General features: G+C 61.7%; 16 protein-coding genes and 1 pseudogene. 6 read left to right on the top strand and 11 right to left on the bottom strand.

Translation table 11 applies throughout. The annotated features are described in order from the left end of the window. Positions 1 to 147: 147 nt before the first annotated feature. The 8 genes from METLW3_RS0121185 to METLW3_RS0121145 all read right to left on the bottom strand — a co-directional run bounded on the left by METLW3_RS0121185 (position 148) and on the right by METLW3_RS0121145 (position 11624). The gene (locus METLW3_RS0121185) at positions 148 to 798 is read right to left on the bottom strand and encodes a SagB/ThcOx family dehydrogenase (RefSeq protein ID WP_024881789.1); all 651 of its coding nucleotides are present in this window, start codon (positions 796 to 798) and stop codon (positions 148 to 150) included. Between the two features lie 221 nt (positions 799 to 1019). Beyond that, positions 1020 to 2414: a TolC family protein gene (locus METLW3_RS0121175; protein WP_024881787.1), complete on the bottom strand. Its 1395-nt coding sequence runs from the start codon at positions 2412 to 2414 to the stop codon at positions 1020 to 1022. Further along, the gene (locus METLW3_RS0121170) at positions 2411 to 3538 is read right to left on the bottom strand and encodes an ABC transporter permease (protein WP_024881786.1); all 1128 of its coding nucleotides are present in this window, start codon (positions 3536 to 3538) and stop codon (positions 2411 to 2413) included. Before METLW3_RS0121170 ends, METLW3_RS0121175 begins: the two co-directional genes overlap by 4 nt. Before the next feature lie 6 nt (positions 3539 to 3544). Continuing rightward, the gene (gene rbbA / locus METLW3_RS0121165) at positions 3545 to 6304 is read right to left on the bottom strand and encodes a ribosome-associated ATPase/putative transporter RbbA (RefSeq protein ID WP_024881785.1); all 2760 of its coding nucleotides are present in this window, start codon (positions 6302 to 6304) and stop codon (positions 3545 to 3547) included. After that, a complete protein-coding gene (locus tag METLW3_RS0121160) occupies positions 6301 to 7284 on the bottom strand; it encodes an HlyD family efflux transporter periplasmic adaptor subunit (protein WP_024881784.1) in 984 nt (327 codons plus the stop codon). The genes rbbA and METLW3_RS0121160 overlap by 4 nt, the downstream gene beginning before the upstream one ends. Positions 7285 to 7531: 247 nt before the next feature. After that, positions 7532 to 9085, bottom strand: a complete 1554-nt coding sequence (locus METLW3_RS0121155; RefSeq protein ID WP_024881783.1) for a HAMP domain-containing histidine kinase — start codon at positions 9083 to 9085, stop codon at positions 7532 to 7534. 4 nt (positions 9086 to 9089) lie between these two features. Beyond that, positions 9090 to 9704 (bottom strand): response regulator transcription factor, encoded by a 615-nt coding sequence (locus METLW3_RS0121150; protein ID WP_024881782.1) that lies wholly within the window; start codon positions 9702 to 9704, stop codon positions 9090 to 9092. Between the two features lie 372 nt (positions 9705 to 10076). Further along, positions 10077 to 11624: an efflux transporter outer membrane subunit gene (locus tag METLW3_RS0121145; RefSeq protein ID WP_245267469.1), complete on the bottom strand. Its 1548-nt coding sequence runs from the start codon at positions 11622 to 11624 to the stop codon at positions 10077 to 10079. Between the two features lie 440 nt (positions 11625 to 12064). On the opposite strand from METLW3_RS0121145, the gene METLW3_RS0121140 reads away from it, so the two are divergent. The 4 genes from METLW3_RS0121140 to METLW3_RS0121125 all read left to right on the top strand — a co-directional run bounded on the left by METLW3_RS0121140 (position 12065) and on the right by METLW3_RS0121125 (position 18938). Then, entirely contained in the window at positions 12065 to 13132 is a 1068-nt protein-coding gene (locus METLW3_RS0121140) for an efflux RND transporter periplasmic adaptor subunit (RefSeq protein WP_051465565.1), read from the top strand. A 28-nt stretch (positions 13133 to 13160) separates the two neighbouring features. Further along, positions 13161 to 16409, top strand: a complete 3249-nt coding sequence (locus METLW3_RS0121135) for an efflux RND transporter permease subunit (protein ID WP_024881779.1) — start codon at positions 13161 to 13163, stop codon at positions 16407 to 16409. Positions 16410 to 16576: 167 nt separating this feature from the next. Continuing rightward, a complete protein-coding gene (locus tag METLW3_RS0121130) occupies positions 16577 to 18736 on the top strand; it encodes a carbohydrate porin (protein WP_024881778.1) in 2160 nt (719 codons plus the stop codon). Further along, on the top strand, positions 18690 to 18938 hold the full coding sequence (locus METLW3_RS0121125; protein ID WP_198022817.1) for a hypothetical protein: 249 nt from the start codon (positions 18690 to 18692) through the stop codon (positions 18936 to 18938). Before METLW3_RS0121130 ends, METLW3_RS0121125 begins: the two co-directional genes overlap by 47 nt. Before the next feature lie 260 nt (positions 18939 to 19198). Here METLW3_RS0121125 and METLW3_RS26085 read toward each other — a convergent pair. From METLW3_RS26085 to METLW3_RS0121110, 3 genes and pseudogenes are all read right to left on the bottom strand, one after another. Then, positions 19199 to 19433 (bottom strand): annotated as a pseudogene (locus METLW3_RS26085) (transposase); the annotation flags it as partial. Positions 19434 to 19494: 61 nt separating this feature from the next. Further along, positions 19495 to 20877 carry a nicotinate phosphoribosyltransferase gene (locus tag METLW3_RS0121115; protein ID WP_024881776.1) on the bottom strand — a complete coding sequence of 461 codons (1383 nt, stop codon included), beginning with the start codon at positions 20875 to 20877 and terminating at the stop codon, positions 19495 to 19497. Between the two features lie 60 nt (positions 20878 to 20937). Then, positions 20938 to 22017 carry a bifunctional nicotinamide-nucleotide adenylyltransferase/Nudix hydroxylase gene (locus tag METLW3_RS0121110; protein WP_024881775.1) on the bottom strand — a complete coding sequence of 360 codons (1080 nt, stop codon included), beginning with the start codon at positions 22015 to 22017 and terminating at the stop codon, positions 20938 to 20940. A 254-nt stretch (positions 22018 to 22271) separates the two neighbouring features. Here METLW3_RS0121110 and METLW3_RS0121105 point away from each other — a divergent pair, with 254 nt between their 5' ends. Together METLW3_RS0121105 and METLW3_RS0121100 are read left to right on the top strand one after the other, a co-directional pair. After that, on the top strand, positions 22272 to 22898 hold the full coding sequence (locus tag METLW3_RS0121105; protein ID WP_036310054.1) for a helix-turn-helix domain-containing protein: 627 nt from the start codon (positions 22272 to 22274) through the stop codon (positions 22896 to 22898). An 89-nt stretch (positions 22899 to 22987) separates the two neighbouring features. Beyond that, a complete protein-coding gene (locus METLW3_RS0121100; protein WP_024881773.1) occupies positions 22988 to 23524 on the top strand; it encodes an RES family NAD+ phosphorylase in 537 nt (178 codons plus the stop codon). Positions 23525 to 23704: the final 180 nt, after the last annotated feature.

Below are 23704 nucleotides of genomic sequence, written 5' to 3'. Positions count from 1 at the left end.
GAACCCAAACGAAGCTTGATCGCTCGAAGGTCGAATTGGAGTCCGCGCGCCACCTCGATGCTGCGCGAGCAGCTCACGCGCCGCCCGATGGGAGCCTGATTGCCGTCGAGGTCGAATGGAAGGCCGGGTCGATGCGCGTCGCGCGGTTCATTCCATCTTCTTCGGATAGCCGATCGTCTGCGACAAAAGCACCTGATGGTCGTGGCTGAGCCCCAGCGCCTGCGCGATCGCCTCGCGATCGATCCAGGCGCGGATCACAGTGGCGAGGCCCGCGCTCGCTGCGAACAAATACACATTCTGCGAGATCGCGCCGGCCGCGACCGAGGCGAAGCTCTCGCGCTGAGCGACCGGCACGAGCGCCATTCTCGCATGGTCGGCGACGAACACCAGATCGAGCGGCGCTTCGTCGACGAAATCCTGATAGCCGGTCACGCGCCTCATGTCGCTCGCTGCGACCAGCTCGAGGGCGTGCGTGGCGGCGACATAAAGATAAGCCCCAGAGGGCAGCGCGACATAGACGTCGATTTCCTGAGCGTCCAAAGCGGAGGGCGCAGTCCGTCCGCCTTCGGCTCTATTCACGCCGTCGGCGGCCCACAGCAGGTCGGACAAGAGCTGCAACGGCAGTTCGTCAGGCGCGAATTCCCGGGACGAACGCCGTTCGGCGAGCGCCTCCATCAATGGCATGCCGCCGTCCTTGTGTGGAGGGGGAAGCGCGATCTGCGCCGCTGCGGCGTCTCGCGCTGGTTTCGGACGCAACCGCCCCATCATGCCGAGCGCGAGCTTGGTAAGCGTGCTCATTGCGACGGCCTCCTCGTTTCATTCGCGCACGCTAGGCTCTATGACGTCGCTCCGGCAAGCCGAATTATGCGATCCGCTCGCGTCCGAGCCGAGGCGCCGTCCAATCGAAATTCTCGATGTCTCGAGCGCCGATATTGCGCGCGTCTGTCGCGGTAGGAGCAGCCGCGTCAGCTTCGTCACGGACGGGAGGAAGTGCGAGGCGCCGGCGCCGATCACGACACTTACCAGCCGCCGCCCAGCGAGCGATAGAGTTGGATCGTCATGGCGGATTGCGCCATCTGGGTTTCCAGCAAATCGTTCTCGCGCTCGAAGACGTCGAGCTCTGCATTCAGCACGTCTCCGAAAGTCTTACGTCCGCCTTCGTATAGCCCTCTCGATATTTGATGATTGCGCCTCGCGCCGACGAGCGCGTCGCCGAGATGCTCGCTGCGTCGATCCAATCCGCGTCGTCTGCCATAGGCGTTCTCGACATCCTCGAGCGCCTGCAGGACGGATTTGTCGTAATCGGCGACGGCCGCTTCGAGGCGCGCGTCATTTGCCGCTATATTGGCTTCGATGCGCCCGGCGGTGAAGATCGGCAGATGCGCGGTGAGGCCGACCAGGCCGCCCGTGCCTTGAAGTCCAGGGATTCCCTGAAAATGCAGCCGGCCGTCCTGGCCGAGGAATTCGATCTGGAAGCGCGGCAGCAGATCCGTTTTCGCGCTGGTCAGGCTGGCGACGCGGGCGCGCACGGCGTCGATGCGGGCGCGCACGTCGGGGCGACGCTCCAGCACCTCGCTCGGGAGCTGTCCTCGCGGAGGCAGCGGGATGAAGAAAGGCCCGGGCGCCGGCAGCGGGATGGGCGGCTCCGGCGGGCGGCCGGTCAAAACCGCGAGCCGGCGTTGTCGCGTCTCGAGCGCGGAAAGGAGATCCGGCCGCTTGCTTCGCTGGGTCTCCAATCGCTCGCGAACGAGCGTCACATCAAAGGCGAGCGCCTGTCCCGCCTGATAGCGAGCCTCCACATAGCGGAGAAGCTTGCCGAGAGTCTCGACGGAATGGTCGAGAACGAGAAGCCGTCGCTGCAGCCCTTTGGCGTCCTGATAGTTTTGGGCCGCCTCTGAGACGACGATCATTCGCGCGCCGTTCGATTGCTCCTCGACTCCGGCGGCGTTGGCGCGGGCGGCTTCGGCGTCATAGCTGCGGCCGCCGAAAATATCCGGCTCCCAGCTCGCCGCGAGGCCGCCGATATGGGCGTCGACGCGGCGCGCTTTGCCGGGGATGAAATCGACGACCGGATTGCGCCATTTCACATCCGCTTCCCACAGACCGGCGTCGGCGCCGAGCGTCGGATAGAGAGTCGATTCCGCGACTGTGACCAGTGCGCGCGCCTCCTCGACTCGCGCCTTCGCAATGCGCAGATCTGGGTTGCCGGCGAGCGCCTCGTCGATCAGGCGGTCGAGCAGCGGATCGCGCCAGACTGTCCACCAATGGGCGAGGTCAGGGGAAGCGGAGGGCGCGCCGATCGACGACGTCTCGTCGAATGACGACGGCGCCACGACGGTCGGCGACGGCGGCGTGACGTCGAGCTCGCGACAGCCGACGACGAGAAGGGACATGACGATGGCGGCGCGCTTCATCCCTGCCTCGCCAGCATGGAGCGGAAGCGCGACAGGGCCAGCGACAGAAACATCGCCCCCGAGGCGATCACCACCGCGATCTGCGGCCAGACCGTATCGAGCCCGGCGCTGCGATAGAGGACCGCCTGGGTCATCGAGACGAATTGCGTGGTCGGCGCGAATCTCACGATCGCCTGCACTGCCTCCGGCATGCTCTCGACCGGGGTCGCGGCGCCCGAGAGGAGATAGGCTATAGCGTAGACCGGGACAGAGAGCAGGCCGAATTGCGGCATCGTCGGAGCGAGCGTCGCCAGCCACATGCCGAGCGAGGTGACGGAGAAGAGATAGAGCAGGGCGCCGAAGGCGAAGAGGCCGACCGAGCCCGCGATCGGCACGCCCAGCCATTTCTGCACGACGAGCCAGAGCGAGAGCATCGTCGCCGCGAGAATGACGAGGCCATTGGTCATGATCTTCGCAATGGCGATCTCGCTCGCCCGCACCGGCATCACCAGCAGATGCTCGATCGTCCCATGCTCGCGCTCACGGATCACGGCGGCGCCGACCAGGATGATCGACAGGACCGTCAGATTGACGACGATCTGCATCACGGAGGTGAACCAGAAGGAATCGGTGTTGGGGTTGAATTCTATGCGGCTGATGACGCGGATCGGCAGGCTCGACTCTATGCTCTTCGCGCCAAGGAACTTCTGCGTCTCGACGACGAAGATCTCGTTCAGATAGCCGGCGCCGAGGCCCGCCTGCGTCATCGCCGTGGCGTCGACCAGAACCTGCACGGCGGGCCTGCGTCCCGCGAGCACGTCGGCCTCGAAACGCGGGGGAATCTCGATCACGAAAATATAGCGACTCTGGTTCATCGCGGCGACGACATCCTCCCTCGCAATTTCTTCGGGCGCGATGAAATAGGGAGGAAGGATCGCATCGCGCAGCCGCCGCGACAATTCCGAATGATCGCCGTCCATGATGGCGACGGAGGCGTGCGAGACCTCCGCCTTCACGCCTTCGGACATCAGATGAACGGCGGCGGTGAAGGCGAAGACGATGAGCGCCATCAGCGTCACATCCTGCAGCAGGCTGCGGAGCTCCTTCCCGCTGAGCAGAGCGACATTGACGAGCCAGCGTCCCATGGATCGCTACGCCTCCTGCTTGCGGAGCAGAAGCCGCGCGCCGATGAGATACAGCGCCGCGAAGCCGCCGAGCGCGAGATAGTTCGGAGCAAAGCTCGACAGGCCGAGCCCCTTTGTGAAGCAGCCGAGGCTCACGATCTGGAACCAGGAGGAGGGAAAGCCGACGCCGACGGCGTAAGCGCCGCCGGTGAGCGTCGAGATCGGATAGAGCAGCCCGGAGAAATTCACCGAGGGGATGAGGCAGATGATTGCCGTGCCGAAGATCGCCGCGACCTGCGAGCGCACAAAGGCCGATATCAAGAGGCCGAGCGCCGTCACCGCGAGAATGAACAGCAGCGCGCCGAGCGAGAGCGCCAGAAAAGAGCCGTGCAGCGGCACGCGGAGGATGAATACGGTGATGAGCGTCAGGCTCACATAGGAGACCATCGCCACGCCGACATAGGGCAATTGCTTGCCGACGAGAAACTCGCCGATCGTGGCGGGAGAGGCGTAGAGATTGACGATGGAGCCGATCTCCTTCTCGCGGACGACGCCGAGCGCCGTCAGCATCGTCGGGATCAGGATCAACGCCAGCATGACGACGCCGGGCGTGATCGCATAAATGCTGCGGAACTCCTGATTGTAGATGAAGCGAGGCTCGACGGAGATCGGCAGCGAGCTCGCGGCTCTCGCGCGATCGAGATTCGTGACATATTCGAGGACGACGCCCGTCGCATAGGCGCGAATGTTCGAGGCGGTGAAAGGCGCGGCTCCATCGATGAAAAAGCCGACCTCGGGCTGCCGGCCGGCTTCGAGGTCGCGGCCGAAGGAGGGCGGAATCTCTATGGCGAGCTGGGCTTCGTGGCTGCGCAGACGCGCCTCCATATCCGCATGACTGCGCGAGGGCGCCATCTCGACGAAATAGCGCGAGCCGGCGAAGCTGCGCAGGAATTCCCGGCTGGCGAAGGTCTGATCGCTGTCGAAATTCGTGAAGCGAATATTCTCGACGTCGAAAGAGATGCTGTAGGCTGAGACCAGCAGAAGAACGATCGGGCCGAGCAGCGCGAAGGCGAGACGAGCCGGATCACGCGCGAGCTCCATCGTCTCGCGGCGCGCAAAGGCGAGGATGCGTCCCGCCCAGCCGGTCGCGCGATCGTCGAATATCTCGGTCGGCGCCGGCTCGGGCGGCGATGCTTCGCCCGGTGATGGCGAAAGGCGCGGAGCTGCGGCCGACGCGCTCGCCTCCGCCTGCTCGAGATAGAGGATGAATGCATCCTCCAATGTCGCCGCGTCCTTCTCCCGCCGCAGCTCGTCCGGCGCGCCGACGGCCAGAACCTTTCCGCGATGCATGAGCGATATGCGATCGCAGCGCTCCGCCTCGTTCATGAAATGCGTCGAAAGGAAGATCGTCACCTGCTTCTCGCGCGAGAGGCGGATGAGATGACGCCAGAACATATCGCGCGCGCCGGGATCGACGCCGGACGTCGGCTCGTCGAGGATCAGCACCTCCGGCGAATGCAGGCAGGCGGCGGCGAGCTGAAGGCGCTGGCGAATGCCGAGCGGCAGAGAAGCGGGCGAATAGTCCGCATGTTCCGCGAGCGCGAAATCGACCAGCGCGGCGTCGACGAGCGCCTGCGCGCGATCGCCTCCGACGCGATAGAGCCGCGCGTGCAGGGTCAAATTCTGCCGCACCGTCAATTCTTCGTAGAGGGAGAAGGATTGCGACATGTAGCCGACGCGCAGCCGCGTCTGCATGTCGCCGGCGTCGATCGTTCGGCCGAGCAGCTTCGCCGTCCCGCTCGTTGCGTCCAGCAGGCCGGTCAGCATTTTCATCGTCGTCGATTTGCCGCAGCCGTTGGAGCCCAGAAAGCCGAATATCTCGCCGCGACCGATGCGGAAGCTCACATTGTCGACGGCGACGAAATCGCCGAAACGACGGGTCAGCGCCTCCGCCTCTATCGCTGGCGCGCCGCCGGGGTCGCGATAGGGCGGGATCTCCACGCCCGAGGCCTGCGCGCGTCGGCTCTCCGGCAGCAGCGAGACATAGGCTTTCTCGAGCGTCGCCGCGCCTGTGCGGGCGAGCACATCCGTCTTGGCGTCCGCGATGAGAACGCGCCCGTGATCCATCGCCACGAGATATTCGAAGCGCTCCGCCTCCTCCATATAGGCGGTGGCGACGATCACCGTCATCTGGTCGCTTTCGCTGCGCAGCTCGTCGACGAGCTCCCAGAATTGACGGCGCGACAGAGGATCGACGCCCGTCGTCGGCTCGTCCAGGATCAGGAGCTGCGGGTCATGCACGAGCGCGCAGCAGAGCGCGAGCTTCTGCTTCATGCCGCCCGAGAGTTTTCCCGCGGGCCGATCGGGAAATGGATCGAGGCCCGTCGCCCGAAGCAGCCGGCGAATGCGCGCGTCGCGCCGCCCTGCGCCGAGGCCGAAGAGGCGGCCGAAGAAGTCGATGTTCTCGTAGACGGACAGCGTCGGATAGAGATTGCGGCCGAGCCCCTGCGGCATGAAGGCGACATGCGGGAGAAAGGCCTCTCTCTCCCGTCGTTCGCGCAGATCGGCCCCCAAGACGAGGACCGCTCCTTCCTGAATCTTCTTTACCCCGGCGATGACGCCGAGCAGCGTAGACTTGCCGACGCCGTCCGGGCCGATCATCCCGATCGTCGCGCGCGCCGGCAAGGACAGTGAGACATTCTCGAGCCCGCGGACGCTCCCATAGTCATGGTAGAGACCCGAGATCTGGATCGCGGGCTGCGTCTTCGTCTTCTCCGCGCCCGTCATTTGGCGTGTCCGAGAGCGAGCGAGGACGGCCAGCGGCCTGTCGGGTCGACGCGCACATAGCCATTGCCGGTCATGCCGGCTTTCAGCCTGCCGTCGAGACGGCGGGCGGCCTCGACCGGAATTCTGAGCTTCACGCGATAGACGAGCTTCTCGCGCTCGCTGGCGGTCTCCACATATTTCGGCGTGAATTGCGCTTCGGCCGCGACGAAGGAGATGATCGCCGGCAAAGGCGGCCCGTCGAACGCGTCCAGGGCGACGCGCGCCTCGTCGCCGATCGTCAGCCGGCCCGCCACCGCCATGGGGAAGAAGACGGTCATATAGACGTCGTCCGTCTCGAGCAGCGAGGCGATTCGCCCGCCGGAAGGAAGAACCGCATCCTTCTCCACGATTCGATATTCGATGCGCCCGTTCACCGGGGCGCGTATCGTCGTCTCGTCGAGAATGACCTTCAATCGGGCGATTTGCGCCTCCGCCTCCGAGAGCGCGTTGCGCGCCTCCTTCACGCCGGCCTCGGCGGCGGCGGCGCCGGCGGCTTCCGCATCCTTCGCGATACGGCGCCGGTCGAGTTCGACCTGCGAGACGAGCGCCTTGCCGCGCATTGTCGCGGTCTCGGTCATCTCGAGGCCGGCGAGCCGCAGATTGTTGCGGCGGACGTCGAGCTCCGCCTCGGCGCGTCCTATGGCGCTGATGGCGCGCTGACGCTGCGCTTCGGCGCCGGCGATCTGCGCTTTGATCTCTGCCGTATCCTGCCGAGCCAACACTGACCCCGGACGCACGACATCGCCCTCACGGATCGGCAGATCGATGATGCGCCCCGCATATTTGACGGCAATGTCGATGCGCGTCATCTCCAACCGCCCGTTCGCTCGCGAGACATAGGCTGGCAGAGCGGGCGTACGGCTGCGCCACCACCAATAGCCCGCCGAGGCCGCGCCGATGATTAGCAGAGCCAAAACAATTCGGGCGATCTTGCGGTTCATCGAGAGTATCTCAACCGTTCCTCCGGTGGCCGGGCGGCGTCATGGTAGAGCCCGGCGCCTCTCGATGAAACCTGCGGCCCGGCTCTGCGCCACGCATCGGTATACTCATGTCCACACAATGATTTCGAGCATAGCGGGAGGCTGGAGGGAAGGCGTCTGACGGACGTTGGCCGAAATTCCTGTGGAAGCCGGAGGGCTCTGCCTCAGAAGGTGTTTCAGCAATCGCTGAAACGCTTTCTCTGACGGTTCATCGAGCTCGCCCAGTTGCTTCCAAAGGAAGTGAAACAAAAAAGATCGAGCCTCTTCCCTCACGGCTTCTCACTTTAATGACGCCACCGTGTAATTCCACGACTATCTTTGCCAGGTAGAGGCCGACGCCGGTACCCGTGATACTGGAAACATTGCTTGCCCGATAGTATCTCGAAAAGATACTATCGACATCACGGCGCGGGATCCCTATTCCGCTATCCGTGACAAAAACTTGCAAGGCAGTCCGCCTGCCGCGGACCTCAACTCGCACCGTGCCTCCAGGAGAGGAGTATTTGATCGCATTTCCGATTAAGTTGCTGAATACCTGACAAATAAGATTCCTGTCCCCATAAAAGGGCAGTTTTTCAGCGCTGTATTTTTCGAGCACTGAGACGGTGGACGAAATTTCGCGATGCAGATCGCAAACTTCCTTCAGCACCGCGGACATGTCGAGGTCGGTCGGATGGAAGTAGAGACTCGGACTCTCGATCACACGACTGGTTTGCAACAGTCCTTCGATCATGACGCTCATCCGCCTCACGGCGGCGCGGATCTTGTTGGCTCGCTCGATAACCACCTCGTCCCGAGGCGCAGGACGAGCGTTCAACAAACGCTGAGCATGCCCATCGATGATCGTCATCGGCGTTCGAAACTCATGCGACACCATCGAGATGAAATTGCGCTGATTTTCGCTCAGACGCCGCTCATGCTCCAATTTCTCCTCGAGCATGGAGGCTTCGGTCGCAAGGGCCTGCTGATTGACCTGAAGCTCGATCGCATTGTCACGAAAAACCACGACGGAGCGCGCCATTTCTCCAAGCTCATCAGGTCGCTCGGTGCTCCGGATTTGAATATCGGTTTCGTTCCTCGACAGACGCCGCATGCTGGCGGCGAGTTCCAATAGAGGGTCGGTTATCTGTCGAGTTACGTAAAGCATGATCCCGAGGGCCATAGACGCGCCGAGAAAGGCGGCGGCGATAATCAACGCGCGAGCTTCTCGAATGGCGTGGTCGGAGCGCTCGCTCGCCAGGCGAGCTTGCGTGTTGGTTCGGTCAGATATCCTCCCGAGGGCCTCACTCGTCGAAGCAAATGCGTCCCTGGAGGCCGACATGAAGAGATATCCCGCCGCCGCCTTGTCTCCCTTCGTCATGACCTCGAGCGTGTGTTTCGCTTCACCATGATATAATTTCCAATTCTTCTCGAAGAGCCGGTAATCCGCCAATTCGATCTCGTCGTGAAGGATGCTCTCATATCCTCTCTGCGCTTTCGAAATCGTCTCGTCGAGGGACTCCATCTCTCGTTCTATGGCGATGGCGTCGACGTCTCTCGCCGCTATGAGAAAAGCGCCCTCCGCTGCGCGGAAATCCGATGTGAAATTGTCGAGGTCGCCGATATATCGTGTGCTCTTCAACCAACGATCACGGATGTCGGACCATTCGTGATTGACTCGTTCGAGACGACCCAACCCGAAGATGCTGATGCTCGCGATCGTAGCGAACAAGAGCCACAAGGATGCGACCATCCGGAATTTTATCGATTGCGTCAGTTTCATCGTTCTAAGGCTCGATCAATCCGACGAGCGTGGCTTTGACCGCCGCCTCGATTCGAGTCGCGACGCCGAGCTTGTTGCGTGCGTTGTCTAGATGATAATCGACAGTTCGCTTCGTGATGCTCATGATCGATGCGATCTCGTCGGATGTCTTGCCGCGCGCAGCCCACAGCAAAGTCTCGACTTCTCTTTCATTGAGCTCGTGCAGTGGAGCTTCTGATACGAAAAATCGCACGCCGCCTCTCAGTCTGACGTCGATGATCGCATGCAGCAGATCGAAGTCGATCGGTTTGGAAACATAATCATCGGCGCCGAGTCTTCTTCCTTTGAGTTCGGTCTCGCGGTCGCTCATGGCGGTCAAGAACACGAAAGGCGTTCTCGCGATATGGGGGGCAGATCGCGCGAAATTTTCCAGCACTTCGAATCCGGACATCGACGGCATGCTGATATCCGAAAGAACGAGATCTGGCCGAATGTCCGGCAGAAGTGACAATGCCTGTTGTCCGCTGCTCGCGAGAACGACGTTGAAGCCGCGGTCCTCGAGCTCTTCAGCGATCAACGAAGAGGTCTCGAAATCGTCGTCGATGCAGAGGATCGTCGCCCGGCCGTCGGTCGCAGACATTTTTGGTCTCCGAATTCTCGCTCTCTCTGAGAGTCCGTATTATAGGCTGGAACACATCGCCGTTCCACCACAGTCTGACAATGGGCGTGCGCACAACGAGATGTAAATACGGCATAAACATGGACGCCGCTGTAGCCGATCTCTGTTTCGGCCTCCTCGAAGCCCACAACGCTGTCAAAGTCCGTCACGGCCTCGGCCAGGATCGTAAGATCGCTTTTTCGTTGGCCGAGCCCCACCAATGCAATCCCCAGAGTTCCTCTGGGCGGCGTCCAATCGGTGGGGCTCCGATGGCGAGCGCTGACGCTTTGAGAGCGGACGAATGACACGACATCGAAACGCGCTCCGTGTCGCTGCTCGAACATTAGTCATTGCTCAATCGAACGCTGGCATCAGGCCGGCGTTTGCCGGCGTGCTCAACTTCTCGATCTGCTCCTTGGTCGGGCCGTCTGGTCCGTTCGGCGGGAGGTCCCGCAGATTTTCGTCTTTCCAACCGCCGCCCAGAGCGATGAACAGCCCGGCTGTGTCCGATAGACGGTTCCCTTCCGCGACGACGCGCGCCACTGAGGCCACCAGATAGGTGTTCTCGGCGTTCAATACGGAGAGCACATTGACGGCCCCGAGACGCAGCTCGGCGCGCACGATGTCGAGGCTCTTCTTTGCCGTCGCTTCGCCGTAGGCTGCGGCTTTCACCGCTTTGGCGTCCGCCTCGAGCGCGCGCAACGCATCGGCGACATTCTGGAATGCGACAATGACGGTCGAGCGATATTGCGCGTCCGCCTGGAGGACGCTCGCCTCCGCCGCCCTCTGCTTGTTGAGAAGCGAAAAGCCGTCGAAGATCGTATGTGTGACAGCCGCCGACGCCGTATAGAGCTCAGTGCCGGGCGTGAAGAGTTGTGCGAGCCGATAGGCGCTGTACCCGCCATTCGCGCTCAACGTGACATTCGGAAGCCGCGCCGCGATGGCTACGCCGATTTGCGCGGTAGCTTCGTGCACATTGGCTTCGGCCGCCCGAATGTCGGGCCGCTGCCGGACGAGTTTCGATGGCAGGCTGATCGGCAGTTCGTGCGGCGACGAAAGTGAACCGAGATGAAAGGTCTCGGCGATCTCGTTCGGCGCATATCGGCCGGCGAGCGCCGTCAGCAGATCGCGTTGCTGCGACAATTGCTTTTCGAGCGGCGGCAAGAGCTGCAGTGCCTGCGCGAGAGCCGCTTCCTGGGTGAGCACGTCGGCCTGCGCGGCGTAGCCGGCCTCGAACTGCTTGCGCAGCAGTCCCAGCATCTCCCTTTCCATCGCGATCGATCTGCGGACTGCCTCGATCTGTCCCCGTAGCGCGGCTTCTTGGATCGCCGCCGTCACCACATTGCCAGTCAAAGCCAGATAGGCGGCCTCCAGCTGGTAGCGCTGCTGATCCGTCTGCGCCTCAGCCGCCTCGACGCTTCTGAGATTCTGCCCCCAGATGTCGAGCGTGTAGGCGACGGTGAGCTGCTTCAACAGCAAGCCATAGGGCGAATTCGGAGGACCGATGTTGGTGGTCGGCGAAGTCATGGCCTGGTTGAAGAGGCTTTGATTGATCGTTTCGAGCGATCGATTATTGGACTGGAGATTGAGACTGTCCGTGGAGTTGAAAATGGCGGTCGGGAGAAACGCGCCCTTTTGCGCCTCGGCGTTGTGATAGGCGACCCTTATCGCGGCTTCGGCCGACTGCAAGGTCGGATTGCTTTCGATCGAGGCTTCGATCAGCCGATCGAGGCCTCGGTTGTGGAAAACCTGCCACCAGCGCTTCGGGATTTCTGCGCCCGGGACGAATCTTGGTCCTCCGGCGAGAACCGGAGCCTTATTCGACGTTGATTTTTCTGTCGGCGGCGGGGAAGGCGATACGAAGTCCGGCCCGACCGCGCAACCCGCCAGCGCGGAAAACATCGGCAAGAGCGTGAGGAAAATCCGGCGCCCGCAGTGCGTTTTCGAAGTGGACGAGCCGAAGACTTGCATCTCTATCCGAGTTTCTCTTCCGCGAGCATGCTCTAATCGAACGTCTTCGTTCGCTTCTGTCGCTCCGTGATAATGGGAAGACAGGAGCGCTCGGACCGCGTGACTTCATAGTTAGGTAGTTCTCCTGCCGTCCAGGGTCTACTGTTATAAATCACAGTAGACCGATCGACTGCCGCGCCCCATAGAAAGACTGGGATGATTGGAATCGAGACATGCGCTCTCGGTCCCGAGAGACCGTTTCACAAGGCCGTCAAATGCGTCTGGGCAAAAAACTCATCGAGGGGAGCGCCTTCGCTGCGGCGGTCCTCGTCGCCCTCGCCCTCTCGAATTGGGCGTTCCGTCAACAAGACGACGGATATCCACGTCCGAAGGTGAGAGCTTCAGCCGAAACGGAAATCGGACTGAACGATAAACAGGCCGGCGCGCTCGAGATCGAAAAGGTGGACGAGCGCATTTTCGGCGAAGAACGACGAGCCGTCGGGAGCATCGATTTCAACCAGAACCGCCTCGTTCAGGTCTTCACGCCCTATCAGGGACGGATCATCGACGCCTATTTCAATATCGGAGACCGTGTCGAAAAGGATCAGGTCCTCTTCACCATCGATAGCCCGGACCTATTGCAGGCGGGGTCCAATCTGATCGCCGCGTCTGGCGTGCTCACGCTCCAGACGCGCTCGCTCAACCGTGTCAAGTCGCTGGTCAAGATCGGTGGCGTTTCGCAACAAGCGGTCGACCAGACGATCTCCGATCAGCAGACGGCCGAAGGTACTCTGAAGTCGGCGCGGGACGCGGTTCGCATCTTCGGCAAGACCGAGGAAGAGATCGACAAGATCGTCGCAGAGCGGCGCGCGGATCCGCGCCTCATCGTGAAGAGCCCGCTCGCTGGCTATGTCACGGCTCGGGCCGCGTCGCCGGGCCTCTTCGTCCAGCCCGGCGTCGCCCCGGCGCCTTATGCAGTCGCCGATACGTCGACCATGTGGATGCTGGCGAATGTCGTGGAGAGCGACGCCCCGCTGCTGCGTGTCGGACAGGACGTTCATGTCAGCGTCGCCGCTTATCCGGATCGAGAATTTCATGGAGCGATCACCGTGCTCGGACCCTCTGTCGATCCGACCACCCGACGCATGTTCGTGCGCTCGGAGATCAAGGACCCCGATCATCTGCTTCGCGCCGGAATGTTCGCCGACTTCGTCATTCGCGTCGGGGCGTCGTTTCGCGCGCCGGCGGCTCCCGAAAGCGCAATCGTCCGCAAAAGCGACGGAACCATGACCGCTTGGATCACGCAGGATCGCCGACGCTTCAAGCAGAGGACAGTCAAGATCGGCTTGCGCCAGAACGGTTTCGACCAAATTGAGCAAGGCCTTTCCGTCGGCGAGCTCATCGTCTCGAAAGGCGCTGTCTTTCTCGACAACCTCGCCGCGATCGGCGCGGCTGAATAGCGCGCCGCTGATCGAACGAGGTTGCCCCGTGCTGAAATCCATTCTCGAATTCGGGCTGACGCGTCGCGCGGTCGTCGTTCTCGCGGTCGGCGTGTTCATTGTCGCCGGCGTGACAGCTTTTACGCGGCTCAATATAGAAGCCTACCCGAATCCGGCGCCCGTCATCCTCGAGATCACCGCGCAGGCGCCGGGCCTCTCCGCCGAGGAGATGGAAAAATATTATACTATGCCGATGGAGATCGCGCTCTACCCGACGCCGCGCGTGACGAACATTCGTTCGACCTCCTTCTACGGCCTGAGCTTCGTTCGCGTCACTTTCGAATATGGGACGGATTATCATTTCGCCTATGCGCAGGCGGCGATCGCGCTGCAGCAAGGCGCATCGCTTCCGAACAATGTCTCGCCCGTCATCCAGCAGTCGAGCCTCGTCGGCGAGATTTTCCGCTATCAGCTGGTCGGGCCGCCGCATTTCACCTTGACCGATCTTCGGACTGTTCAGGACTGGATCGCCACGCGGCGGCTGCTCACCATCCCTGGCGTCGTTCAGATCAATTCCTGGGGCGGTACGACGAAGCAGTTCGGCGTCGAGGTCGATCTCGGCAAGCTCGAGGCCTATAATGTCACCATTCCACAGGTCATCGCAGCTCTCGGCAACGCAAATGTCAATGTCGGCGGCCGGGAGATCGAGCTTGGCCAGCAATCGGTGAATATTCGCGGCGTTGGCCTCATCGACGACGGCGGCAATGACGATCTGACGAAAGGCTACCGAACGGACGACATCGAGAATGTCGTTCTCACGCAATCGAACGGCGTGCCGGTTCAAATCAAGGATGTCGCGAGGGTCACTGTCGGACATGTTCCGCGTCTCGGCATACTCGGACGCGACCACGACGACGACGTTGCTGCGGCGATCGTCGTCATGGGCCGCACGCAGCACACCAACGAGATTCTGCCGAAGGTCGCGGCCGAGGTCGAAAAAATCAACTCCGACGGGTCTCTTCCGCCCGGCGTGAAGCTCGTCCCTTTCTACGATCGCGGCTCGCTCGTCGCCGTCACCACGCATACTGTCCTTCACAATCTCGTGTTCGGTTGCCTGCTCGTGTTCTTCATCCAGTGGATTTTTCTCGGTGATCTGCGTAGCGCGATTATCGTCGGCGTGAATATTCCCTTCGCCCTGTTCTTCGCGATCATTCTGCTCGTGGCGCAGGGAGAGGACGCCAACCTCCTGTCGCTCGGGGCGGTCGATTTCGGAATCATCGTCGATTCCGCCGTCATCCTCGTCGAGAACATCTTTCGTAATTTCCAGGCGGATCGCCCGGCGCGAAATCGTCTCCTGCAACATCTCACGGAAGGCTTTTGGGGTCCCGATCCTACCGCGGCGACCGGTAGCCACGGCAGCGTGCGCCTCTGGACCAATCGGCTCCGGCTCATCTTCGTCAGCGCGCTACAGGTCGACAGTGCGGTCTTCTTCACGGCGGCGATCACGGTCACCGCTTTTCTACCCTTATTCACCATGACGGGCGTCGAAGGGCAGATCTTCGGACCGATGGCGAGAACCTACGCCTATGCGCTTGCAGGCGCTCTGCTCGCGACCTTCACCGTGACTCCCGTGCTCGCGTCGATCGTCCTTCCCACACGCGTCGCGGAGACAGAGACAATCATTGTTCGCCGGATGCGTGGAGCTTATACTCCGATGCTGCGATGGGCGCTCGACAATGTCGGGCTCGCAATCGGCGCCGGCGCGCTGCTCCTCGCGCTCGGTCTGTTTCTGGCGACACGTCTCGGTAGTGAATTCCTGCCCGCGCTCGAGGAGGGCAATTACTGGATTCGCGCCTCTCTCCCTTCAACCATGTCGCTCGAATCCGGCGTCGAATCGACCCGCAAAATGCGCGAGATTCTTATGCGCCATCCCGAGATCATCACGGTCGTGACGCAACATGGGCGTCCCGACAATGGCAGCGACGCGTCGGCCTTCTCGGACGTGCAGATCTTTGCACCGTTGAAACCGTTCGATGAATGGCCGCGCGGTTTCACGAAAGAAAAGCTCACGGCGGAGCTCCAGAAGGAGTTCGAAGAAGAGCTGCCGGGCGTCGTCTTCGGCTTTTCGCAGTATATTCAGGATAATGTCGACGAAGCCCTGTCTGGCGTGAAGGGCGCCAATTCGGTGAAAGTCGTCGGCTCGGATCTCGTGACTCTCGAAAAGCTGGCCGAGAAGGTGCGCGAGCAGATCCGAACCGTCGCTGGCGTCGAGGATCTCGAGCTTCTCCACACGCTCGGGCAGCCCAATCTCAATATCAAAGTCGACCGTCAGCGCGCGGCGCGCTACGGACTCAACTCGGGTGACGTCAATACGATCGTGCAAGCCGCGATGGGCGGAACGAACGCAACGACCGTGCTCGAGGGCGATAGGCAGTTCGCGGTCGTTGTGCGCCTCGCCCCGCAATATCGGACGACGCTCGCTGCGATCGGAGACATCAAGGTCGGCTATACGCCTCCGGGAAGCATGACGAACGCCTATGTTCCGCTGCGCGAGCTCGCGGCCATTTCCCTCGATACCGGCGCATCTTTCATCTATCGTGAACGGAGCCGCCGCTACGTCCCACTGAAATTCAACATCCGTGGCCGCGATCTCGCCTCGACTGTGGCGGAGGCCCAGGCGAAGGTCGCGAACGCAGTCGCGCTTCCGCCAGGCTATCAAATTCTCTGGGCCGGCGAATTCGGCAATCTGCAACAGGCCAAGACGCGCCTCGCCATCGTCGTGCCTTTGTCCTTCCTGCTCATCTTCTCGCTTCTCTACAGTCTGTTCAATTCACTTCGCGACAGCCTGCTGGCGCTCGCGGGCATTCCCTTCGCGATCGTTGGCGGCGTGATCGCCCTCTATGTCTCCGGTGAGAACTTCAGCGTCTCGGCGGCGATCGGCTTCATTTCCCTGTTCGGCGTCGCCGTGATGGACGGAATATTGAACATCACTTATTTCCGAGAGCTGACGATCCAGGGGATGGAATTCCGAGAAGCGATTTTCCATGGCGCGGAGCAACGCATGAGGCCGCTGCTGATGACCGCGTTATCGGCGGGCGTCGGCCTCTTTCCCGCCGCCGTTTCGAATGGCATCGGCTCACAGGTACAGCGGCCATTGGCGACTGTCGTCGTCGGCGGCATGCTGCTCGGACCGATCATGCTGCTCGTCGTCGCGCCGGCGCTTCGTCAGAAGTTCTCGAGGGCTTATCGTCCAGCGAAGGAGTCTCGAAACATCGACGAAACGCGTCTCGACGCTTAGCAGGCGAAATTCCGCGGCGATCGTCTCTCTGGCTCACGTCGAAAAATCTTGGGCCGAAGACGATCGATCCAGTTTGATGCGACGCTTCGTATGATTTCACTCTTGGACTCGAGAGAGAGCATCGCAGCTGTGTCGTGAAAAATGAGTCTTCTTCGATGAGAACGACAATGCGCTATTCGACGGCTGGAATCGTTATCACTGCGATGCTGAGCGCGGTCGGACCCGCTGGCGCCGCCGATGCGCGGACTTCCGTTCCTCCGGCCTTCTGCTGGGCAGGCTTCTATTTCGGCGTCAGCCTCGGGGCAGGAGTTCCGTTGCATCGGACCGAAAGATTTCGATCTGTGAGCGCTTTCGACAGCATTCTCTTCGACCTCTACCCACAGGGCCGTGAGCGCCCCGGTCCAACTTTCGGCGCGCAGGCCGGCTACAATTGGCAATATGGAAATTGGGTCTATGGGATCGAAACTGAACTGAGCTTTCTCGATGGCCGACGTGGTCCGATCGGAGCTTTTCCTGCGCCCCCGGTCTATTGGCTCCGGGGAGTCGGCTCCTACACGCTGACCGCAGATCCGAGCGGCGCCTATTTTGGGAGTTTACGTGGAAGGCTCGGTTTTGCGGTCGACCGAATGCTTTTCTACGCCACTGGAGGCGTGGCGAGCGGCGGCTGGCGTGGGGCTTCCACACTGACACTCAATGGCGGCGCGCCGGGCAATGTGTTCACGAGCGGTCTCTCGGCCTCGTCGCGAACGAAATATCTCTTTGGCGCTGGCGTCGAGTACGCCCTCGCCTCGAACTGGTCAGCCCGCGCCGAATATTTGTTCCTGAATCAATCGCACAACAGCGAGGTCTTCGACAATGGGAGTGCTTTCGATTACGCCTCCCAAAGGTGGGCGGAAAGCCACATCCTACGCTTTGGCATGAGCTATCGATTCGGAGATATGAACCTCACCGCAGAGCCGGACGAGCATTCGATTTCCGCCGACGAACGGGATGATCCGAAAGCGAACAAAAAGTCGAAGAAGAAATCAGCTGGCTCGGAACGTGAGAAGGATGAAAAACCGGCGGATACTCCCGAGCAATATAGCGTGCATGGCCAAATTACCGGCGTCGTGCAAGGCTATCCGAAATTCCGCGCCCTTTATTCGGGAACCAATAGCTTGGCCCCGTCCGGCGGTCAGGCGCGCGCCACCGTATCTGCGACCGCTTTCCTCGGCTTGCGTTTGTGGCAAGGAGGCGAAGTCTACGTCGATCCGGAGATAGACGAGGGCTATGGCCTCAGCAGCACGCTCGGTATCGCCGGCTTTCCCAGCGCCGAAGCCTATAAGGTCGGCCATGCGCGACCGTATTTGCGTTTCCAGAAATATTTTCTGCGCCAGACAATCGGCCTTGGTGGAGAGAGTGAGAAAATCGAGGCGGGCCAAAATCAGCTAGCCAACTCGGTCGACACGAACCGTCTCACACTCACAATCGGCAAATATTCCGTTGTGGATATCTTCGACGACAACAAATACGCTCACGATGGCCGAAGTGGATTTCTGAACTGGTCTGTCCTCGACATGGGCGCCTTCGACTACGCCGCCGACTCCTGGGGCTATACGCATGGGGCGACGGCGGAGTGGAAGCAGGACTGGTGGACGGCGCGCGCCGGTGTTTTTCAGACATCCCTCATTCCCAATGGCGAGCCCAATGGCGAGGCGATCGAGCCCGCGCTTTTTCGTCAATTCATGCCCGTCGTCGAATTCGAGGCGCGCCATTCGCTGCTCCTTGGTCAGGAAGCCAAGATCAAATTCTTAGGTTACGGCGACTTGGCGTATCTCGGAAAATATGACGAGGCTGTGGCTCTCGGCTTGCTCTCCGGAAATACGCCGGACATTACGGCCGATCGAAAAAAGCGCTTCAAGGCGGGCGCCGGCTTGAACATTGAACAGCCTCTCGCGGATGATCTGGGCTTGTTCCTTCGCGCGAGCATGGCGAACGGCCGATATGAGTCGATGGAGTTCACCGAGATCGAACGATCGCTCTCCGCGGGCGCGGTGCTCACGGGAGGCGGATGGGGTCGTTCCAAGGATGCGATCGGTGTCGCCGGCGTCGTAAACGGAATATCAGGTAGCCACATCCGCTATCTGGCGAACGGAGGATCGGGCATTCTGCTCGGCGATGGCGCGCTCACTTATGACGGCGAACACATTTTGGAAACATACTACAAATTCAATATCCAGGACGGGGTTCATCTCACCGCCAACTATCAGTTCGTGCATAATCCCGCTTATAACCGCGATCGTGGATCCGTTTCAATCTTCGCTGTGCGCCTTCATGGAGAGTTCTGAGGCGGCGACGCTGACCCGATCGTGCGTCGCGCGCCTCGACAGGCAAAAAGACAAGCTCGCGGTTTGGCTCGATCAGCTCGATACACGGATGCATCGAAACAAGGTGATCGTCGCCTTGGCCAATAAGATCGCCCGAATGGCTTGGGCAGTGCTCACGCGGACGGGCAATCTCTACGAGCGGGTCGATCCGGCGCACGTCTGATCGGGCGCTCGGCAGCAGTTGCCGGGGGAGAAGGAATGATGTCGGAGCAGGCGATCCACGCATCGTAAGCTCGATCAAAAAAACGGGCTCCCGAGCCCGTACCATTTAGTGGGAACGATGCGCGCGAATCTCATCATGACCTGGCCGCAACAGCGGCCCACTCGCGAGAGGCCGGATTCATTTACGCTAACTGCGTCCGACCGCAGTCCAGACGACCCTTGCAATGCCGGGGCGGACCATACATAATTTTGCCAGGAGTTCGCCGCCGCATCGAGCATCTGATCGGCCAAGAGTTTCTTCAGACGCGCGTTCTCCTCCCAGCGCCTTCAGCCGCTTGGCCTCGGAAATGTCCATCCCGCCGAACTTGGCCTTCCAATTGTAGAGCGTCGTCTCCGAAACCGCGTATTTGCACGCGAGGTCCGCCGCCTTCGCGCCGGCTTCCTGCTCCCGCAAAATCCCGATGATCTGCTCTTCCGTGAACCGTTTCTTCTTCATCGTATCCGTCTTGCAATCGGCCGGACTCTAATCGATGCTGGTGGGATTTTTCAGGGGCACGTCACCAGGAGCGACGACGAATATCCTCGAGGCGTTCGTCACGAATCAAATAGCCGTCGACGAAAACCTCCTCGAGCAGATTCTCCTCGCCGTCCCGACGCTGCTCCGCGCGAATGGTGCGCGGCGCGCCGTCCCTGTGAACCAGCGCGAGGCGGCCTTTTTTCGAGGCTTTGCCTGGATCGCCGATCGGCTGCTTGAACACGTCGATCCACTCACCGCCGATGCGGATGGCGCTCGTCTTCATCGCGAATTTGAGCGTGTCCCGATCGAGCTTCTGCAGCAGCGCGCCGCCCATGCCGAACGCGATATTGTCCGCAGCGAAACCTTTCGCGCGCAGATTGGCGAGGATCGCCATGATCGAGCTTTCATCGACGCCGTCGCCCTGAATCACGCGGACACAATCCGGCAAAAGGCGGAACCCTTTGCTATTGGTTCTGGCGCCGAATTTCTCGGCGAGGATTTCGACGATCTCCACCGGCGTCGTCGTCGGATCGCCGGAGTCGGGCCGCACGACCAGCGTTCCGCCCGTTTCGCGAACCTGCGAGGCGAGGCTGCCGCCCCAAATCTCCGCCGTCGCGCGATAGACGTCATAGCTGTCGGAGACGACCGCGACGACCTTTCCCGGCCCGCCGAAATTGCGCAGCATATTGGCGTAGGCGTCGGTCTCGCGCTCGCGGCCCCATGAGGTGATCGTCGAATGTTCCGCCGCCGGAATCGAGAAGCCGGCCATGGGCTCGTGATAGACACGCCGCGCCAGGGCGAGCGCCGCGAGCGTGTCGGTGCCGCGAAAATTGACGAGATGGGCGAGCCCGCCGATCGAAGCGCTCTCGCTGCTCGAGGCCCCGCGCGCCCCGAAATCATGCAAAGCGAAAACCAACCGCTCCTGCGGCGCGTCCGAAGTCTCACGCCAGGCGGCGTCGATGATCTTCTTCAAATGCCAGGAGCGCGTCGCCACCGTCGTCGGATACCAGACGGCCCGCAAAAGCGCGGTCTCGAGATAGGAGACGATCCACGGAACGCGCGGGTCCGTGTTGACGATCTGCACGAGCGCATTTCCGGTCGACAGCACGCTGCCCTCGCGAACCGCCTCGATACGCACGGGCATATGGCCGCCATGGGCGTTCAGCACATGGTCCCAGCCGGCGCGATTGAAAGGCTCGCCATGCGCGAGCAGCATCTCCTCCGCCTCGTCTATGTCGGCGCGCGTGATCGGCTGCGTCAGCACATCCTTCAGATAGATCTGCAAGCCGAAGAACAGGCTCTGCGCAAAGGCGCCGCCGCGCGACTCGATATAGCTCGAGACGAATTCCGTCCCGGGTGGATATTGAAGAAAATGGCTGGCCTTGTAGCTGTCGGCGTCGAGAATTCTGCTGATGCGAGTCATGTCTGGAATCTCCTCCAGCGCGAAACCGGCGCCCGGACTCCCCGGACGCCAAAGTAAAAATCAGTCGATCAACGCGCCCGTCATCTCGCGGATGATGGCGGCGTGGTCCTCGAAAAACTGGTCGGCGCTCAGACGGCCGAGCTCATGCCAGCATGCGCTCGCCGCATCGTCGTCACCGCGCACCGAGAACATCGGCTTGCGCGCCGGAAGGTCGAAGAGAAAGGCCTGGGTCACGACGCGGCCGCGCTCGGAGCGGTCGGGATGGTCGAATAGCCGCGTCTTGGTCTCGTCGATGAAGGAGGCGAGCATGGCCGGAGGGATTTCTCCCTTCTGGTCGGAGATTTTGGTCTCCTCCTTCAATTCCCGTACAGCCGCGTCGCGAAAGCTCTCATTGGGATCGACATGGCCGCCGGGCAGGGCGAGCAGCCCGGCGCCGGGACGGCGAGCGCGCTCCACCAGGAGAATATGGCCCGACTGAACGACGACCGCATCGACGCAATTGATGAAGACAGGGTAGGGCGTCTTGCCCCAGGCGGCCTTGTAATCGCGATAGAACTCCGTCTCCCCGACCAGCCATTTGAAGGCGTCGGTCAGCATGAAGCGGGTGAGAAACTCGCTGGTCTCCGCGGGACAGAGCGGCGCGTCGGGAATGCGCGGCGCGCGGCGCAGATAATCCTCGCGCAGATCGGTCGAATTGAGCGTGCCATGCTGCGTCCGCACATCGACCGCGTCCCAATTGGGGAACATGCGCAGATAATAGGAGGACTTGTCCTTGCTGTGGCCGATGAGGCCAACCGAAGCGCGTTCCGAGCCACCGTCCGCGGCGATGGCCTCGTCGACGCTGCGCTGGACATGGGCGATCCAGGCGCGATCATTGTAGAGAAAATCTGGCAGCGGCCGCACGAGAATGCGATCGGGCGCAGCCTCGATCGCGCCGCGGGCGGCCAGGATCGTGTCGCGCCGCTCCTCATAGGTGAAAGGGTTGCGCGGCGACCGCGCCGCATTCGACGAGCCGACCAGCACGATAAGCTTGCGCCCGGCGGCGAGCGCCTGGCGCATGACATGGAGATGGCCATTGTGAAGGGGCTGAAAACGCCCGATGAACACGAGATAATCGTGCTTTTGCGCCGATGCGCTCATATTCAGGTCTCCCCTGAAAGATTTCGATGTTTCGGACTCCCCGAGACATACAGAACTTAGCGAAGGCTAGGGCGACGGTCAATGGCCTTGTCGCGACCACCTTCTCGGTTCGATCGTCGCGCGGCAAAGCGACGGCGCCGCTCTGGAGAACGAATTTCATCGTGGGCGCATCGTTGGTTCGGTCGGTGTTGGCCGAGCCGTGGTTGACCACGTATGCGCTACGCTATATTCTCCTGAAGACAACCGAGGCGCCGATGAAAGCCCCATCTTCGCGCGAGACCGCCTTCCGCGACGCCACGAGCGCCGACCCTTTGCGCGAGGCGTTTCTCCGTCGCTCCATGGACACCATCACCCGGATCGCCGCGCATGCCGATCTGAAAATACTCTCCGAAGCGCTCGCCGCCTCGACCGGTTTCGGCACTCTCGCGCGCGTGCTGGCGGATACCGCGACCACCGAAGCCTCGCTTGTCGACCTGGACCCGCTCGCCCCGCTCGTGGCGCGGAATGCGGAACATCGCGTCCAGATCCTCGACGCAGCGGGAGGCACGCTTTCCTCGACCGAGGTCGCGCAACAGCTCGGCGTCAGCCGGCAGGCGATCGAAAAGCGCCGTCGCGCCAATACGCTGCTGGCCGTGCGCATGGGCGGCGATTGGCGCTATCCGCGTTGCCAGTTCGACGAGGCCAAGGGGACGGTCGTCGCCGGGCTGCCGAAGCTTCTCGACGTCTTCGCCGAAGCCGGTCCTTGGGTCGCAATGGATTTTCTGTTGGCGCCAGACGATGCTCTCGGAGGCGAGACCCCGATGCAAAGGCTGCGGCGCGAGGGACTGACCCCGGAGCTGGAACGTCTCGCCCGGATCGAACAAGGCGACGGCTTCGCGTGAGCCCGGTCCGAGGCCCTTCGGGCGTCGCAACTTTCCCGCCAGCCGCTCTCGCCACTGTGGCGCTACCGATCGAGGTTCTGCCAGCTCGGATGGAGCTCCACCGCGTGCATCGAGCGGAGCATCATCCGATATTCTTCGGTCCGGGCCCGGGAGCGCCGCCGACCTATCGTTTCGATAGCGCTTCCGGCTCATTCGGCGTGCTTTATGTCGCCTTTCGCTTCGCTGGCGCGCTGGTCGAGACCTTGCTGCGCAATCCACGCAGGAAAATGGTCGCTCAGGTCGACATCGAAGCGCGTGCTTCGAGCGTCGTGCGCTGTCGGCGCGCACTCCGTATAGTACAATTGCATAGCGCCGGGCTACAGATTCTCGGCCTCGACAATTCCATCTCGACCGGACCTTATGAGCCTTGCGGCGCCTGGGCCGACGCGCTGTGGGCGCATCCGGACGCACCGGATGGCCTCGCCTTCCGTTCCCGACACGATCCCGACCAGCTATGCCTAGCGATTTTCGAGAGGGCAGGGGCCTCCTTCGAGGTCGAACCAGCCGTGCGGCTCGTCGACCAGCTTCCAGAGGTCGCCAATATAATCGGCGCATACGGAAAATCGCTCGCGCCGACGCCGCTCTGACAAAGAATGGGCAAAGCCAGACCGTCTTTGCCAAGCTGGCGACGCCTCTTGCGAACCGACCGGCGTGGCATCCATCTGATTGCCGGACTGTCGCCCCCAGGGCAGCCCTTAATTTGCCCACAACGCCCCGTTTTCGAGCACTACTTATCCGGAATCATAATGTATTTCGTTTACATAACA

Origin of the sequence: Methylosinus sp. LW3 (assembly GCF_000527115.1) — a bacterium.
Classification (GTDB): domain Bacteria; phylum Pseudomonadota; class Alphaproteobacteria; order Rhizobiales; family Beijerinckiaceae; genus Methylosinus.
This window is presented reverse-complemented; position numbering and strand designations above follow the sequence as displayed.

What these genes read in the sequence shown, in the direction of transcription:
- METLW3_RS0121100 (WP_024881773.1), top strand. Translation starts at nt 22,988, where the DNA reads ATGGAGCTCCACCGCGTGCATCGAGCGGAGCATCATCCGATATTCTTC.
- METLW3_RS0121110 (WP_024881775.1), bottom strand. Translation starts at nt 22,017, where the DNA reads ATGAGCGCATCGGCGCAAAAGCACGATTATCTCGTGTTCATCGGGCGT.
- METLW3_RS0121185 (WP_024881789.1), bottom strand. Translation starts at nt 798, where the DNA reads ATGAGCACGCTTACCAAGCTCGCGCTCGGCATGATGGGGCGGTTGCGT.
- METLW3_RS0121155 (WP_024881783.1), bottom strand. Translation starts at nt 9,085, where the DNA reads ATGAAACTGACGCAATCGATAAAATTCCGGATGGTCGCATCCTTGTGG.
- METLW3_RS0121130 (WP_024881778.1), top strand. Translation starts at nt 16,577, where the DNA reads ATGCGCTATTCGACGGCTGGAATCGTTATCACTGCGATGCTGAGCGCG.
- rbbA (WP_024881785.1), bottom strand. Translation starts at nt 6,304, where the DNA reads ATGACGGGCGCGGAGAAGACGAAGACGCAGCCCGCGATCCAGATCTCG.
- METLW3_RS0121150 (WP_024881782.1), bottom strand. Translation starts at nt 9,704, where the DNA reads ATGTCTGCGACCGACGGCCGGGCGACGATCCTCTGCATCGACGACGAT.
- METLW3_RS0121175 (WP_024881787.1), bottom strand. Translation starts at nt 2,414, where the DNA reads ATGAAGCGCGCCGCCATCGTCATGTCCCTTCTCGTCGTCGGCTGTCGC.
- METLW3_RS0121160 (WP_024881784.1), bottom strand. Translation starts at nt 7,284, where the DNA reads ATGAACCGCAAGATCGCCCGAATTGTTTTGGCTCTGCTAATCATCGGC.
- METLW3_RS0121170 (WP_024881786.1), bottom strand. Translation starts at nt 3,538, where the DNA reads ATGGGACGCTGGCTCGTCAATGTCGCTCTGCTCAGCGGGAAGGAGCTC.
- METLW3_RS0121115 (WP_024881776.1), bottom strand. Translation starts at nt 20,877, where the DNA reads ATGACTCGCATCAGCAGAATTCTCGACGCCGACAGCTACAAGGCCAGC.
- METLW3_RS0121105 (WP_036310054.1), top strand. Translation starts at nt 22,272, where the DNA reads ATGAAAGCCCCATCTTCGCGCGAGACCGCCTTCCGCGACGCCACGAGC.
- METLW3_RS0121145 (WP_245267469.1), bottom strand. Translation starts at nt 11,624, where the DNA reads ATGTTTTCCGCGCTGGCGGGTTGCGCGGTCGGGCCGGACTTCGTATCG.